This window comes from Nocardia sp. NPDC047648, assembly GCF_040642815.1.
Classification (GTDB): Bacteria; Actinomycetota; Actinomycetes; order Mycobacteriales; family Mycobacteriaceae; genus Nocardia; species Nocardia gamkensis.
In genome coordinates this window covers 365,706-381,460 of the sequence record NZ_JBEYSX010000002.1, presented here as the reverse complement: position 1 = coordinate 381,460, position 15,755 = coordinate 365,706, and the positions used below count along the sequence as shown (strand labels likewise).

At 70.1% G+C, this 15,755-nt stretch carries 12 protein-coding genes and 1 pseudogene; 7 read left to right on the top strand and 6 right to left on the bottom strand.

The genetic code is table 11. The annotated features are described in order from the left end of the window. Positions 1 to 43 precede the first annotated feature (43 nt). The 3 genes from ABZ803_RS06115 (at position 44) to ABZ803_RS06105 (ending at position 2,258) form a co-directional block, all read left to right on the top strand. A complete protein-coding gene (locus ABZ803_RS06115; protein ID WP_357033574.1) occupies positions 44 to 1,144 on the top strand; it encodes a cytochrome P450 in 1,101 nt (366 codons plus the stop codon). A 170-nt stretch (positions 1,145 to 1,314) separates the two neighbouring features. Further along, positions 1,315 to 1,863: a cysteine dioxygenase family protein gene (locus ABZ803_RS06110; protein ID WP_040868563.1), complete on the top strand. Its 549-nt coding sequence runs from the start codon at positions 1,315 to 1,317 to the stop codon at positions 1,861 to 1,863. Beyond that, a complete protein-coding gene (locus tag ABZ803_RS06105; protein ID WP_357033571.1) occupies positions 1,860 to 2,258 on the top strand; it encodes a rhodanese-like domain-containing protein in 399 nt (132 codons plus the stop codon). Before ABZ803_RS06110 ends, ABZ803_RS06105 begins: the two co-directional genes overlap by 4 nt. Positions 2,259 to 3,627: 1,369 nt before the next feature. On the opposite strand, the pseudogene ABZ803_RS06100 reads toward ABZ803_RS06105, so the two are convergent. From ABZ803_RS06100 to ABZ803_RS06090, 3 genes and pseudogenes are all read right to left on the bottom strand, one after another. Continuing rightward, positions 3,628 to 4,455, bottom strand: a pseudogene (locus ABZ803_RS06100) (serine/threonine-protein kinase); the annotation flags it as partial. 70 nt (positions 4,456 to 4,525) lie between these two features. Then, a complete protein-coding gene (locus tag ABZ803_RS06095; RefSeq protein ID WP_357034315.1) occupies positions 4,526 to 5,179 on the bottom strand; it encodes a response regulator transcription factor in 654 nt (217 codons plus the stop codon). A gap of 277 nt (positions 5,180 to 5,456) precedes the next feature. Continuing rightward, positions 5,457 to 6,770 (bottom strand): histidine kinase, encoded by a 1,314-nt coding sequence (locus ABZ803_RS06090; RefSeq protein ID WP_357033569.1) that lies wholly within the window; start codon positions 6,768 to 6,770, stop codon positions 5,457 to 5,459. A gap of 158 nt (positions 6,771 to 6,928) precedes the next feature. Between ABZ803_RS06090 and ABZ803_RS06085 the strand changes: the two genes are divergently transcribed. The 3 genes from ABZ803_RS06085 to ABZ803_RS06075 all read left to right on the top strand — a co-directional run bounded on the left by ABZ803_RS06085 (position 6,929) and on the right by ABZ803_RS06075 (position 10,613). Then, positions 6,929 to 7,237 carry a hypothetical protein gene (locus tag ABZ803_RS06085; RefSeq protein ID WP_357033567.1) on the top strand — a complete coding sequence of 103 codons (309 nt, stop codon included), beginning with the start codon at positions 6,929 to 6,931 and terminating at the stop codon, positions 7,235 to 7,237. A gap of 51 nt (positions 7,238 to 7,288) precedes the next feature. Continuing rightward, the gene (locus tag ABZ803_RS06080) at positions 7,289 to 7,996 is read left to right on the top strand and encodes an ABC transporter ATP-binding protein (RefSeq protein ID WP_357034313.1); all 708 of its coding nucleotides are present in this window, start codon (positions 7,289 to 7,291) and stop codon (positions 7,994 to 7,996) included. A gap of 124 nt (positions 7,997 to 8,120) precedes the next feature. Further along, entirely contained in the window at positions 8,121 to 10,613 is a 2,493-nt protein-coding gene (locus ABZ803_RS06075) for an FtsX-like permease family protein (RefSeq protein ID WP_357033566.1), read from the top strand. 4 nt (positions 10,614 to 10,617) lie between these two features. Here the strand turns inward: ABZ803_RS06075 and ABZ803_RS06070 are convergent, their stop codons facing one another. Further along, complete coding sequence (locus ABZ803_RS06070; protein ID WP_357033564.1) at positions 10,618 to 12,405, bottom strand: protein kinase; 1,788 nt, start codon at positions 12,403 to 12,405, stop codon at positions 10,618 to 10,620. A gap of 319 nt (positions 12,406 to 12,724) precedes the next feature. Between ABZ803_RS06070 and ABZ803_RS06065 the strand changes: the two genes are divergently transcribed. Beyond that, entirely contained in the window at positions 12,725 to 13,573 is an 849-nt protein-coding gene (locus ABZ803_RS06065; protein WP_357033562.1) for a hypothetical protein, read from the top strand. A gap of 6 nt (positions 13,574 to 13,579) precedes the next feature. Here ABZ803_RS06065 and ABZ803_RS06060 read toward each other — a convergent pair whose 3' ends face one another. Next, the gene (locus ABZ803_RS06060; RefSeq protein WP_040868547.1) at positions 13,580 to 14,245 is read right to left on the bottom strand and encodes a response regulator transcription factor; all 666 of its coding nucleotides are present in this window, start codon (positions 14,243 to 14,245) and stop codon (positions 13,580 to 13,582) included. 190 nt (positions 14,246 to 14,435) lie between these two features. After that, a complete protein-coding gene (locus tag ABZ803_RS06055) occupies positions 14,436 to 15,659 on the bottom strand; it encodes a histidine kinase (RefSeq protein ID WP_357033560.1) in 1,224 nt (407 codons plus the stop codon). Positions 15,660 to 15,755 lie beyond the last annotated feature (96 nt).

The following is a 15,755-nucleotide window of genomic DNA, read 5'->3' as shown; positions in this document are numbered from 1 at the left end:
CCATCGCGCCTATCGAGAGATGCGCCACCGATACGGCTCGCTCGTGCCGATCGAACTGGCGCCGAACGTGCCCGCCACGTTGGTGATCGGCTATTACACCGCGTTGCGAATCCTCAACGACCCTGTGCATTTTCCCGCTGACCCGCGGACTTGGCAGCAGGACATTCCCGCGGGTTGCCCGATCCTGCCGATGATGGAGTGGCGACCGAACGCGTTGCGCAGCACCGGTTTCGAGCACCAGCGCTACCGGCAGGTGAATGTCGCGAGTATCGGCGACGTGGATCTGCACGCGTTGCATGCGACGACCGAGCAGATCGCGGGCCCGCTGATCAATGCCTTCTGCCAGGACGGCGCTGCGGACCTGATCAGCCAGTATGCGTTTCCGCTGACGTTCGCGGTGCTCAACTCGGTGCTCGGCTGCCCGCCGGAGATCGGGCAGCAAGTCGCGATGGGCATGGCCGCCATCTTCGAAGGCGTCAACGCGGACAAGGGCAACGCGATGCTCGCCGACGCGCTGTACGACCTGGTGCAGATGAAGCGGAGAAGTCCGGGCGACGACATCACCTCGCGACTGCTGCGCCACCCCGCCGCGCTCGACGACATGGAGATGATCCACCAGCTGGTCACCTTGTACGGGGCGGGCATCGAACCCCAGCAGAACCTGATCGCCAACACTTTGCGATTGATGCTCACCGACCGCCGGTTCGCGGGCGGGATATTCGGCGGTAGTCTTTCCACCCGCGACGCGCTCGACGAGGTGCTGTTCGACGACCCGCCGGGGGCCAACTACTGCTTCAGCTACCCGAAGCAGCCGATCCTGATCGACGACGTCTGGTTGCCCGCGCACCAGCCGGTCGTGATCAGCATGGCCGGTTGTAACCACGACCCGGCGATCCACACCGGCGAGTACACCGACAGCCGTGCGCACCTCGCCTGGGGAGCCGGACCGCACGCCTGCCCCGCCCGATCGATGGCCTACCTGATCGCGCAGGACGCTATCGACCAGCTTCTCGACGCGCTGCCCGAGATGCGGCTCGCGGTCCAGGCGGAGGAGCTGACCTGGCGACCGGGTCCGTTCCACCGGGCCCTCGTGTCGTTGCCCGTCGTGTTCCCCGAATCCCCGCCGATGCCCACGTTCGGGTAGCGAACCGCGCTCGCCGGGGCGCCGCCCCCGGGCCGTACGACCGCGCCCTGACCGCGATCGATCGAATTTTGTTCGCGCTGATCGTGATTGGTGTCAAACGCGCCGCGACGGCGCAGAATCCACGCGGCAGCCGCGAAGCGCTCATCCGACCGATCCCGTCAGGAGCACATGTGACCACTTCCCTTCCGGTGAACCTCAAGCACGCGCGCGACATCCATCCCGACATCGACGTGCCGCTGGTTCGAGACGCCATCCACCCGGAGCGGGCGCTGTGGTCGGCTGCGGAACTACACCGGCTGACCAGCCTGGTGGCCGCAGAATTGGCGACGCCGCTGCTGGACATCGTGCGCTTCGATGCCGATCAGCGCTGGTGGACCCGCCTGGCGTTGACCATGGGCGTCGAGTTGTGGCTGCTGTCCTGGGCGCCGGGACAGGGCACCGAACCGCACGACCACGGCGGCGCCTCCGGCGCGTTCACCATGACCGTGGGGGAACTCAGCGAGGAGTATCTGCATCTCGGCGGTTCGATCCGGAAGGCGGAACGGCGAGCGGGCGACACGGTCGGCTTCGGCCCCGATCGAGCGCACCAGCTGCGCAACGACAAGCTGTGGCCGGCCGCGTCGGTGCACGCGTACTCGCCGCCGCTCCGTCCGGTCCGCGAATACCGTACGCTGGCGGACTTCGCAGGAACGTCGGTGAGCGGAGTGGGAGCACGATGAGTACAGGCGCCGAGGACATGGTCGCGCGCGCCAGGGCGCGACTGGAGCGGGTGACACCGGAGCAGGCCGCCGCGGTGCAGTCCCGGGGTGGACTGATCGTGGACATCCGGCCGCACGCGAACCGGATCGCCGAGGGCGAGATACCCGGCGCGGTGGTGGTCGAACGGATCGTCCTGGAGTGGCGCTTGGATCCGAACGGCGATCACCGGCTACCGAGCCTCACCGCGGACACTCCCGTGGTGATCGTGTGCAACGAGGGCTACGCCTCGAGTCTCGCGGCGGCCGACGGGTTACGCCTCGGGCTGCGGCGGGTGACCGACCTCGTGGGCGGTTTCCGGGCGTGGAAGGCGGCGGGCCTGCCGGTGGTCGCGGGCGGAACCCCGGCAGTGCCCTAGCCGGTCCCCCACTCCGGGCGACGCGGCATCAATCGGGCAGCCCTCAGTAGACGTAGACGACCGCGTTCTCACCGCCGCTGCAAGTGACGAGCGGCCCCTCGGGCAGGCAGTTCATCGTGTACGACCGGCCGGTGACCGGGCTGGTCGCGACGACCGTGCGTGGTGCGTCGCGAGTCGCGTTCTGCGCCGCACCGTTCGCGGCATAGGCGCTGCGCACCGCTTCCGCGAACGCGCAACTGGTCACCGGGGTACCCGTCGCCGACTGGGTGAACGTCCCGGAGGCGGCTTGCCCCTGGCCGCACGGTTTCGCGCCGGGGGGCAGCGTCACCGGAGTCGTCTTCGCCGAGGTGGACGTCGCGGGCGAGGACGACGTGCGGGTCGGCGCCTGGGTGCTGGGCCGCGCGGCCGGCGCGGGCGCCTCGGAAAGGGCGGCGGCGGAGGTCGGCTCGACCTCGCGGGAGCCGAACGACTGCCAGGCGATCGCGCCGCCGACGGTCAGCGCGACGATGGCGAAGACGGCCACCATGATGGGCAGCGCTATCGAGCGACCCGCACGCGACGAGGAGTAATCGGACTCGTCGTAATCGTCGTAGCCGTACTCCGGCTCGTCGCGGCCCACCGGATGGCCGGTGCGCGCGGGGTAGTCGCCGTGTGGCGGATAGTCGGTACGCGCCGCGTAGCCGTCCTGCCCTGCCGGTTCCAGATACTGGGTCGGCGCCGCGTCCGGTGCGGGAAGATAACCGGACGTGCCCTGCGGGGCGACCGAGCCGGGTCCTCGATCCGGATACGTCGCGGCCTCCGGGTAGTTCTCGACTCCCGGATGCGGTCCCTCGGCGAAGGCGTAACCAGGCGCCTGGGAGTAGGCCTGCGGCGGCATATCGGAATACGCCCGAACCGCGGTCGGCTCCGCATAGCTTCGCGTGGCATCCGGATCGGCCTGCGCGAAGTCATCCGGCTGTCCCGGATAGGCGTGCCCGGAATCGAAGTAGTCCCGCGCGGCCGGATCGGTGAAATTCTGCGGATACACCTGCGTCGGCGGGGCCGGATGCTCCGGTGCCTGCGGGTATCCCGCGGATTCCAGATATGCCTGGGTTGCCGGGTACAGGTGCGCGTCCGGGAAGGGGCGCATCGGAGGCAATTCCACCTCCGGCGTCGACGGCGCTCGCGGCCCCGAGGGGGGCGGGGTCGTTTCCGCGGGCGGAAGCGGCGTGAACTGGAATTCCGCCGGCCGGATCACCGTCGGCGCGCTCGGATGGATCACCGCGGGAAGCGAGAGTTCGCCCGTCGATTCCGGCGCGGCCGCCGCACCGGGGCGCTGGGACCGGTCGGGTGCCCGCACCACCAGCATCGGCCCGGTGGCAGGCGCCGAGGTGAGCGCGGTGCGCGCCGCCCTGGCCAACGCGGTCGCGGTCGGGAAGCGGTCGGCGGGGTCCTTGGCCATACCGCGGCTCACCACCTCGTCCAACGCGGCGGGAATGCCGGCGGCCTGTGCGCTCGGCCGCGGCGGCGGATCGGACATGTGCGATTTGATCAGCACGTTCATGCTGGCCGACGGGAACGGCGTCGCTCCGGTCAGGCATTCGTGCAGCACGCAGGCCAGTGAGTAGACGTCGGCGCGGCCGGTCACCGGTCCGACGTCGAAGCGTTCCGGGGCCATGTAGATGTAGGAGCCGACCGCCATGCCGACCAAGGTCACCGCGCTGTCGCCCTCGGTGTGCGCGATGCCGAAATCGGCGAGATACGCGAAATCCGCGTCGGTGACCAGAATGTTCGCCGGTTTCACGTCGCGGTGCACCAGATTGCTCGCGTGCGCGACGTCCAGCGCGGAGGCGATCTGCTCGATGATGCCGACGGCGCGGGCGGGGCTCAGCGGCCCCTGACCGCGCAACATGGTGCGCAGGTCGGCGCCCCGGACCAGCCGCATGTCGATGAACAGCACGCCGTCGATCACGCCCCAGTCGTGGATCGGGATGACGTGCGGTTCGGCCAGCCGGGCGGCGGCCTGCGATTCGCGCCGGAAACGCAACTGGTACATCGGGTCTTTGGCGAGTTCTTCCGACAGCAGCTTGACCGCGACCGCGCGGTCCTTGACCGTGTCGTATGCCTCGTAGACCTCCCCCATTCCCCCCTTGCCCAGCAGCGACCGCAGTTCGTACGGCCCGAAACGCGTGCCGGTTCTCGGCCCAGGTTCCTGCACCCGTCATCCTCCGCATCCCGGGCGGGGATCGCACACCGAGATCACGCGGTACGCGACCGGAGCCCACCCGTCACACAGTGGATTCTCCGGGTGTCACCACCCCGTGGTCAAACGCGAACACGATCGCCGCGGCGCGATCCCGGAGTTCGAGCTTCCCGAAGATATGTCCCACATGACTTTTCACGGTCACTTCCGAGATGCCGAGCTCGCGAGCGATCTCAGCGTTCACCCGGCCGCGCCCGATCAGTTCGAGCACCTCGTACTCGCGGGCGGTCAGGTCGGACAGGCGGGCATCGGTGTTGGTGCGCACCGGGCGCACCGTGCGATAGGCCGACAGCACGCGGCCGGTCACCGCGGGGTCGAGCCAGGCTCCGCCGCCCGCGACCATCCGCACCGCGCGGATGAGGTCCTCGGCGGGCGAGTCCTTCAGGATGAATCCGGCCGCGCCCGCGCGCAGCGCCCCGGACAGCAGCTGATCGTCGTCGAAGGTGGTGAGCACGAGAACCGGCGGAGCACCCTCGCGCGCCCGCAGCATCCTGGTCGCGTCGATGCCGCCGACCCGTTTCATCCGCAGGTCCATCAGCACCACGTCGGGGCGGGCCTGGGCCACGGCAGCCGGGACCTCGTCCCCGTCGGCGCACTCGCTGACCACGAATCCGTCCCGCCTGCGCAGGATTCGCCGCAGCCCGCCGCGCACGAGCTCCTGGTCGTCCACCACCAGCACCGTCACGGCCTCTTCGCCACTCGCGGGCGAGGTCAGGCTCACGACCGCACCTCGCCGACGCCCGGCTCGACCGTGCGCGACGGCACACCGCCTCCTCGGCTCACCCACCGACGCTCAGCCACAACCACCTCACCCACGCCCCGCTCGACCGTGCCCGACGGCACACCGCCTCCTCGGCTCACCCACCGGCGCTCACTCACAACCACCTCACCGAAGCCCGGCTCCATCGTTCGCGACGACGACACGCCGTATTCCCGGTCGACTCGCTGACGCTCGCTCACGACCCCTCCCGTCCGTTCGTCGTGGACCCGGGCAGCACCGGACACGACAGCCCGCCCCTACCGGGCGCGAGCGGAATACCGGCGCGCACCGACCAGCCGCGGTCCGACGGGCCCGCGGTCATGCGGCCGCCGAGCAGTTCGGCGCGCTGGCGCATGCCGGAAAGTCCCATGCCCGCGCCGCGGTGGGCGGGCAGTTCGCCGGGCACCGTGTTGTCCACCGTGAGGGTCACCATCGTCGCGTCGACCGCGAGCCGGACGCTGGCGGACGCGCCGTGCGCGTGCTTGACGACGTTCGCCAGCGACTCCTGGCAGATCCGGTACAGCGCGAGCCCGACCGCGGGTGACACCGCGCCCACATCGCCGTCGCGGTCGTAACGCACGTCCAGACCCGCCCGCACGAAATCGCCGACCAAGTCCTCGATGTCCTCCACGCCCGGTTCCGGCACCTGCTTCCAAGGTCGCGCGTCGAGCAGGCCCACGGTGCGGCGGATGTCGGCCATCGCCTGCCGCCCGAGCCGCTCGGCATCGGTCAGCGCTTCCACGGCTTCGTCCACGTCGCGGTCGGTCTGCAACGCGTGGCGGGCTGCGGTGAGATGCAGCAGCGTGACGCTCAGCGAGTGCGCGATCACGTCGTGCACTTCCCTGGCGATCCGGTGGCGCTCCTCGTCGGCGGCCTGCGCCGCGCGGATGTCCTGGTAGCCGCGTTCCTGGTAGAGGAAGCGGCGCTGATATTGCAGCATCAGCCCGGCCATCCAGCCGAACGCGATGCCGACCAGGTAGGTGGGCAACCCCTCCGGGACGTGGCCGATCGCATCGAAGGCGATTAGTTGCAGCATCATCGCGACCGTGACCGGGATGCTCACCCGTTTCGGCGCGATCGCCGCGATCTCCCCCGCGGCGGCCACCAGGACGAACGGAGCGAAGTCGGCCGCGACCGGTTGGGCGAGGAACAGCGCCTCGGCCGCCATGGCCAGCACGCCGAGCAGCACCGGGCGCGGCAGCACGCCGAGCAACGCGTGCAACGGACCGAAGGCACAGGTCAACAGGACCGCGATGATCGGGAGCGGGGTCGGGAAGTAGCTGTGCCGCTGCACCGCCGCCGCGACCGCCACGGCGAAGACCGCGATATCGACGCTGACGATGACCGACGGCGGATAGTCGTAGGGCAGCTCTTCCACGCTGCGCCGGAACGCGGCGATCGGATCGCGCGCGAACTCGGCGCACCGCTCCAGCACACGCCGCATCGAGGCCCGCACGCGGCCCGCGCGAGGCGTACCGGGCGGTGCTTCGGCTACGCCGATCGAACCCATTCTGTAAGGCTAGCCGCCGCATCCGGGCCGGTACATCGTCCCGCGAGCGGGCCGCCGCTCCTACCGTGGGCGGAGACGCATTCGGGTCCCTGGCACGACGACAACAAGACCGCCGCGTCCGTAGCGTGGGCGATAGTTCACAGAGGAAGGCGATGGCCATGTCCTGGACGGATCAGCACGCTCGAACCGACATCGTGCACACCGTGCTCACCCGCGCGGCGCTCGACCCGGCCGATCCCGACCTGTTCGAGGGGTTCGATGACCTGGATCGGCTGTTCGGCGGCGCGGAGGGGCTCCTGCTCACGCTGCGCTACCGGTGGAACCTGCATTTCGCCACGAAACTCGACCAAGGGCTGACGGCGATGGAGGCCTATCTGGAACTGTCGGCCGAACAGCCGGTGCTGCGCGCGGTGCTCGACGCGCAGTATCGTCGCCGCAAACTCGCGTCGGAGGCCATGGCGCGGTAACGCGCGACGAGGAACGAAGAATTGATCGACCGTACGGAGCGGGGGACAACGATGCCGGAACCGGCGATGCTGGAACTATCGGGCGTGACGAAGGAGTATCGGGTCGGCGGCCAGGCGGTCCGCGCGCTCGACGACGTCGGATTGCGTATCGAGACGGGGGAATTCACCTCGATCATCGGGCCTTCCGGTTCCGGCAAGAGCACTCTGTTGCATTTGCTCGGCGCGCTGGACAGTCCCGACGCGGGCTCGATCCGGTTCCGCGGCGAGGAGATCGGCGCGCTGGACGAGGAACAGCAGTCGGCATTCCGGCGCCACCAGGTCGGTTTCGTGTTCCAGTTCTTCAATTTGCTGCCGACGCTCTCGGCGTGGGAGAACGTGGCGATACCGAAATTGCTGGACGGCACGGGTTTGCGTAAGGCCAAGCCGCGCGCTCTGGAATTGCTCGACCGGGTCGGGCTCGCCGAGCGGGCCGAACACCGTCCCGCCGAATTGTCCGGCGGGCAGATGCAGCGAGTGGCGGTGGCGCGGGCGCTGATCATGGACCCGCCGCTGATCCTGGCCGACGAGCCCACCGGCAACCTCGACTCCAAGACCGGCGCCGCCATCCTCGAATTGCTCGGGGAGATCGCCGGAGCCGGCAGTTCGGTGGTGATGGTGACCCACGACATGGGCGCGGTGACCTACTGCGACCGGGTGATCACGCTGCGCGACGGCCGGATCGGGTCCAATGACAAGGTCGAGCGGACGGTCAACGCATGAGCCTGAGCGGTCAGGGCCGGAGGCGGCAGCGAAGCGTGACCACGCAGGACCCCGCTCAGGCGACAAACCAACACCGCCTGAGCGGTCAGGGCCGGAGGCGGCAGCGAAGCGGGAAGGTCACCGCGTGATCGGCGCGGCGTGGGATCGTCTGCGGCTGTTCAATATCGGCGAACTGCTCGCCCATCGCGGCCGCACCCTGATGTCGCTGATCGTGATGGGCGTCTCGGCATCGCTGCTGGTCGCGGTGCTGAGCATCTCCGGCTCGGTCACCGGTTCGGTGGACAAGCTGACCCGCGGCCTCGGCGGCAAGGCGCAGCTGGAGGTCAGCGGTATCACCGACGCGGGCTTCGACCAGCAACTGCTGCGGCGGATCGCGACCACACCCGGCGTCGCGGTGGCGGTGCCGATGCTGCGGACGCAGATCGGCACCGGCGCCGACCGCGCGCTGCTGATCGGCGCCGATTCGAATATCGGCGCGCTGGGCAGCGAATTGACCACGCCGATGAGCGCTTTCACGGGAAAGCTGCTCTCGGTGCCCAACGGGGTGCTGGTGGGCACGGGACTGGGTCGCGCCGAGGGCGAGCAGTTCACGCTGGGCGCTACGACGGTCACCGTCGCGGGCGTCCTCGATGAGGAGACTTCCGGCAAGCTCAACGGCGGTCACCTCATCGCCGCTCCGCTCGGGCTCGCGCAGAAGGTCACCGATCGCGCGGGACGGCTGGATTCCGTGCAGATCATTCCCGCCGAGGGGACCGACCTCGCGCAGGTGCGCGCGGCGCTCACCGAGGCGGTGGACGGCCGCGCGGTGGTGGCCGAGCCGAGCCTGCGCACCGCGCAGGCGGGCGGGGCGATTCAAATGGTCCGCTACTCCACCACCATGGCGTCGGCCGCCGCGCTGATCGTCTCGGCGTTCCTCATCTACAACGCGATGAGCATGGCGATCGCCCAGCGCAGACCGATGCTCTCGCTGTTGCGCGCGATCGGCGGCAAACGCGGACCGATGGTGCGCGATCTGCTGGCCGAGGCCGCGCTGCTCGGCGTGCTCGGCGGCGCGGTCGGCGCGGCGCTGGGCGTGTTCATGGGCAGCGTCGCGATCGGCACGCTGCCCACCGCGATCGTGGAGTCGGTGGAGGCGCGCACCGAATACTCGGTGCCCTGGTACGTGATTCCGTTCGCCGTCGCGGCCTGTGTGTTCACCAGTGTGCTCGCGGCGTCGCTGGCCGCCCGCCAGGTGTACAAGGTCCAGCCCATCGAGGCGCTGGCACCGGTCGGGGCCGGGCGGACCGATACGGCGAGCCCGCTGTTGCGCTGGCTGGCCGTCATGGCGGGCGGCGGGCTGGCCGGGGCCGCGGTGCTGATCGCGAGCAGCGATCTCGGCCGCTATTCGCTGACCGCCATCTCGATCTCGTTCATCGCCGCGATCCTGCTCTGCTTCGCCGCCACCGGTCCCATCGTGCGGGCCGCCGCGGGCATCGCGCGCTGGTTCCGCGCTCCCGGCGCACTGGGCGCGACCACCCTGGAACGCGCGCCGCGGCGGGTGTGGGCCACGGCGATGACGGTGATGATCGGCGTCGGGGCCACCGTCGGCATGAGCGGCGCCTCGAGCAACATGATCGACTCGGCCACGGTCACTTTCACGGATCTGGCGCGCAACGACGTCTACATCAGCCCCGCCTCGATGGCGCAGTTCCCCACCGGACCGCTGCTGCCCGCGGATCTGCGGGACAAGCTCGCGGCGGTGCCCGGCGTCGCACATCTGAGCCCGGCCCAGATGGCCTTCGCCACCCTCGGCGGCACTCGCGTGATGCTGCAAGGGTTTCCGCCGGATGCGCGCGAGACCCGGATGCGCATGCTCACCGACGATTCGGTCGCCCGGTTGTCGGCCGGAGAGGGCGTGGCGATCTCCCGCGACGTGGCGCGCTCGCTGGGCGTCGGTGTGGGCGCGGAACTCACCCTGCCGACGCCCACCGGCCCGCACACGGTGCGGGTGCTGCAGGTGATCCCGTATTTCTCCGCCATCGCCGGCGTGGTGATGATGGACCTGAACCTGCTGCGCACCTGGTACGAGCGGCCCGGCGAGACGGTGATCGCCGCCGACATCGCGCCCGGCGCCGATCGCGCGGCGGTGCTCGCTGCGATCCGGCGGGTGGTGCCGCCGGAGCTGAACGTGGACACCGGCGCGGACACCGTGGTTGCCGCGTCGTCGAGCATCGAGCAGGGCATGGCGATGAGCAACGCCATCCTGTGGATCGTGGTGCTCGTGGCCACGGTGGCACTGCTCAACACGTTGATGCTCTCGGTGCTGGAGCGCCGCAGGGAACTCGGCGTGTTGCGCGCCATGGGCACCGGGCGCAAATTCCTGATGCGTTCGGTGCTGGCCGAGGCCGCCGGAATCGGGATCGTCGGCGCGGTGCTGGGTCTGGCGCTCGGCGCGGCGGTGCAGTTCCTGGGTACGGTCGCCATCGGGCACGCCCTGACCATCGACGTCGCCTACCGGCCGAGCCCGATGCTGCTGGTCTACGGCATGATCGCGCTGGCGCTGGCGTTGCTCGGGTCGATCCCGCCCGCGTTGCGCGCGGCCCGGCTGCCCATCGTGGAGGCGCTCGCGGTCGACTGAGCGTTCACAGCGGCAGGTCGGCGAACCACGTCTTGAATTTCGCCGCGGTGATGCCGAAGCCGGAGCCCGGGTTGCTGTCGGTGAGGGTCACCGTGGCGAACAGCAGGTAGCTCGACCGGGCCGGATCGTCGTCGAAGTCGACGACGAGATAGCCGTCCGGAAACCCGCTGGTCTTCTCCTGCCAGCGGTAGGTCGAATACGACTTGCCGCCGTTGCGTTCGGTGGCCGCCGTGTTCGACGGCAGGTCCCGCACCGCGGCCTGGGCGTCCTGCGGCGACTTGAAGCCGATGAGGACGTAATCGGGGTCGGCGATCGGCGTGCCCCAGCAGTTCCAGGCCCTCGCCCAGTTCGGGAAGTCGGGTACGCCGTTGGCACTGGACACCTTGCCACCCGGTTTGGCGGTGCCGAGGAAACAGGTCTTACCGCCATACCCCGGGCCGGAACCGATGTCGTATTTCGTGTCGACACCCTGGGGTAGCAGTTCGGGAAACGCCTTGGCGAGCTTGTCCGCATCCGACGGTCCCGCGGGCGTCTTGGTGCCGAGGTCCAGCGGCGACGCGGAATCCGAGAATCCCACCTTCGCGACGATGATGCCCGCCCCGACCAGCAGCGCCACGATCACCAGAACGATCGTCACGATGAGGCCGGTGTTGGAGCGCCCTTGCGACGGATAGCCGGGCGGCTGGTGCGACGGGTAGCCGATCGGCGGCGGGGCGGAATGTGGCGGCGCCACGGGATAACTCGGCTGCGGAGCCGGCGCGGCATAGCCGTTGGACGGCGGGAACTGCTGTCCGCCGGTCGGATTCGGGTGGTACTGCGGCGGCGCGGTGTAGCTCGGGGTGGAGGCCGTGGGGACGTAGGTCGGCGGACTCGCCTCCGGCCCGGGGTACGCCGGTTGCGCGAGGACGGTGGGCGCAGGTTGCGGCTGGTACTGCGCGGCCACCACCGTCGGAGCGGGCTCGGTGAGCGCGCGCCGTGCGGCGGAGGCGAATTCGACGCAGGAGGCGAATCGGTCGTCGGGCCGCTTCGCCATGGCCCTCGCGATCACCGCGTCGAGCGCGGGTGACAGACCGGCGCGCCGTGCCGCGACGGAGGGCGGCGGCAACTGGAGATGTCCGCGAATGATGTCGGCCGGGGCGGGAGCGTCGAACGGGGCGATGCCGGTCAGCAACCAATACAGCGCGCAAGCCAGTGAGTACTGATCGGAGCGGTGGTCCAGGTGCGCACCGGTCATCTGCTCGGGCGAGGCGTAGGCGAGCGTCGCGGTGAACATGCCGGTCTGGGTCAGGTGGGTGGAATCCTCGCGCAGCCGGGCGATGCCGAAATCGGTGAGGAAGACCCGCTCGCCCTGGCCGCCCACCGCCCGCGCCAGCATGATGTTCGCGGGCTTGACGTCACGGTGCAGCACGCCCATCCCGTGCGCGTAATCCAGTGCGGACGCGACGCCCTCGATGATCTGCACGGCCCGCTCCGGCGGCAGGCTCTGCGGGTTCACCGTCGCCGCGTCGACCCCGTCGACGTACTGCATGGAGATCCACAGCTGTTCGTCCTCGGTGCCGCGGTCGTACACCGCGACGATGTTCGGATGGTCCAGCTGCGCCGCCAGGTCCGCCTCCCGCTCGAACCGGGCACGGACCTCCGCGTCGGTGAACAACTCCCGGTTGAGCAGTTTGAGCGCGGTCTGCCGTGGCAGCCTGGGGTGCCTGGCGAGATACACCGATCCCATGCCGCCCTGGCCGAGCAGCCTCTCTATGGTGAACCCGGCGAACACCGCACCGCTGTTGAGCAACACGCCCCCTTCAGGTGACCGCGGCGACCGGACAGCACGTCCGGGCGCTTTCATACCGATCCTGGAGCCTACCGGGTGACGCCGTGGCCACGGAGTTTCGAATTCTCCGGGAAGATCGGCAAAACTATGGTCGAGACATCGCGCCGTCGACGCCGTCGCGCCGCGGCGATGTCTCTCGCCCGGTCACCGGCCGGACGAGCCCGATGAGCTATTTTGCACCGCCGATTTACAGTGTGACCGCGTCACCGGTGGTGGGGAGGACTCGGTGGTGAGGTCGACGAGATCCGCTTCGACGTGTCGTGCGGCGCTACGCGCCGGAGCGATGGTGGTGCTGCTCACGTTGACCTCGTGCACTCTGTTCCCCGTCGATCGGGCCGCCACCGAGACACCCGCCGTGGTCGTCGACACGGCGGGAGCCTGGCGGCCGAACCTCGCGGTGTCGGTGCCGGACTCGCTGGCCGCCGACTTCACCCAGTTGCAGCCGCAGCTGGGCGGACAGGTCGGCATGGCGATCATGCCCGTGGGCGGTGGCCGGATGACCGTCTACGGCGACTGGGTCAGCGGCATCGCGTGGTCGACCATCAAGGTGCCGCTCGCGATCGCGGCGCTGCGGCACGACTCCCAGGATGAGATCCGGCAGGAGGTGGAGGCCGCCATCACCTGGTCGGACAACGACGCCGCCGAGGCGCTGTGGCAATCGCTCGGCGACGGGCTGGCAGCGGCCAAGGCGGTCCAGGACGTGATCGACGAGGCGGGCGACGCCACCACCGGGGTGGCGGGCCCGCGCACCACCCTGGACTACAACTCCTTCGGCGGCACCGAATGGACGCTGGCCAACCAGGCCCGTTTCGCCTCCCGGCTGCCCTGCCTGCCCGAATCGTTCCACGTCACCGAGCTGATGACGGAGATCACCCCCGAGCAGGCGTGGGGCCTGGGCGTTCTGGAGGGCACGGCGTTCAAAGGCGGCTGGGGCCCCGACGACATGACCGGCGTCTACACCGTCCGCCAGTTCGGGTTGGTGCCGGTGCGGTCCGGCATGATCGCCGTGGCCATGGCGGCGACGGCCGATTCCGGGAGCTTCGACGACTCCACCACCATCCTGAGCCGGATGGCGCGGATGCTCGGTCGTCATCTGGGCGAACTGCGCGGCGGGTCCTGCCCGCCGCTGTGATCCGGCTCAGCCAGGGGTGACCAGGCCGGTCTCGTAGGCCAGGACCACCGCTTGCGCCCGGTCCCGCAGGTTCAGTTTCGAGAAGACCTTGGAGACATGGGTCTTCACGGTCTGCTCGGCCACGAAAAGGGTTTCGGCGATCTCGGAGTTCGACATGCCTTTCGCGATCAGTTCCAGCACTTCCCGCTCGCGGGGAGTCAGCGCGGACAGTTGCGGCGCGGGCTTGGCGCGGGCCGCGCCGCGGCGGCGGGTGACGTCGGCGATGAGCCTGCGGGTGACCGTCGGCGCGAGCAGCGCCTGACCGTCGGCGACCACGCGCACCGCGCGCACCAGCTCCTCGGCGGGCGCGTCCTTGAGCAGGAACCCGCTGGCGCCGAGACCGAGCGCCTCGTAGACGTAGTCGTCGATGTCGAAGGTGGTGAGCATCAACACGCGCACCGGCGGCTCGAATCCGGCGGCCAGGATGGCGCGGGCGGCGTCCAGCCCGTTCATCTCCGGCATGCGCACGTCCATCAGCACGACATCCGGGCGCAGCCGCTTCGCCTCGGCCACCGCGGCCTTCCCGTCGGCCGCGTCGCCCACCACACTGATATCCGGCTGCGCCGCGAGCAACGCCCCGAACCCCTGCCGGACCATCGCCTGGTCGTCGGCGATCAACACCGTAATTGCCACCCGCTCACCCTAATTGCCTCTGGCCTCCGCCCGCCGAGCCGTTCGCCCGGCGGCGCTGTCCCTTCGTCGCCACGTCGGACGGCAACCTGTCGGGTGGCCGTCGGCATCTGGGCGGCGGCTGCCGACAACGCCACACCGGCATCGACCGGCGCGTACGCTCCACGACTCGTCCGCCCCAGCGGCCCGGCACTCAGCGTTGGGGTTCGCCGGGCGCGGCGGCGACGGCGGCAACGGCGGCGTCCGGCGCGGTGCGGGGGAAGCGCGCGTGGACTCCGAACCCACCGTCCGCCCGCGGCCCCGCCGTCACCTCACCGCCGACTGCCAGGGCTCGCGCCTGCATACCCGCGATGCCGTGGCCGCCGTTGCCGACCGGCCGGGCGGGCGTTGCTCCCGGGCCGTTCTCGACGTCGAGCAGCAGTTCCGCGCCGTGGGTGATGCGCACCTGGACCGGGGCGCCCGGGGCGTGGCGGGAAGCGTTGGACAGCGATTCCTGCACGACGCGATAGAGGGCTAGGCCGGTGGTCTCCGCGATCGTCTCCAGCGCGCCGTCGACGGTCCACTCGATGTGGACGCCCGCGCGTCGCGCGCCCTCGAACAGGGCGATCACGTCGGCCGCCTTCGGCTGGGGCGCGTGTTCCGGGAGCTGGCCGTCGCTGCGCAGGACACCGAGCATGCCGCGGATCTCGTTGAGCGCTTCCCGGGCCGTGGCGCCGATGGACTCGAACTCGGCGCGCGCGGCCGGGGTGACGCCCTCCACCCGGTACGGCGCGGTCTGCGCCTGTACCACCACCAGGGACATGTGGTGGGCCACGACGTCGTGCAGATCGCGGGCGATGCGAGCCTTCTCCTCCAGGATGGCCCGGCGGGCCCGCTCGAGTTCGTTGGCCTCCTCTTGGCGCACCAGCTGCCGCCGCGACAGCGCCAGCCAGCGGATGAGCAGGCCGAACAGCACCAGCGCGGCCAGCGCGATCGGCCAGCCCCATGCGGCGTTCGCCAACGCCTCCCCTTCGCCGGGCATGGTGGTCGCGAACAGCAGGGCCGTCGCCGCCCACGCCACCGCCACGATCTGCCCCGGGGCGCGCACCGCCACCGCGAGCAGCAGCACGAGCAGGCACAGCACGTGGACGACCTGGAACGGCAGGTCGTTGTTCGGTTGATGCGGGATAGCCAGCGCGATCACCAGCGCGGAGCCCGCCGAGATCGACCAGCCCAGCGCCGGGTTGATCCGTACCAGCAGCACCGGGAACGCGGCGAGCGCGGCGATGAACGGCTGCACCGCGGTGGGGACGGCGTGGGTCAGGTGCAGGGTCGGCCAAGCCACCGAGTACCAGATCAGCGCGACCAGCACCGTGCCGAGGTCGAACCAGGTCCGCGCGTCCAGCCGTCGCGTCCAGGCGCGACTTTCTCCGTTCATGCCTACGACACTAGGAACTCGCAGTTCACCGCGGCCTCATACCCACGGGTGATTTCCGGCCCGCTACCCCGGTGGGAGACCGTGCGACCGCTCCCC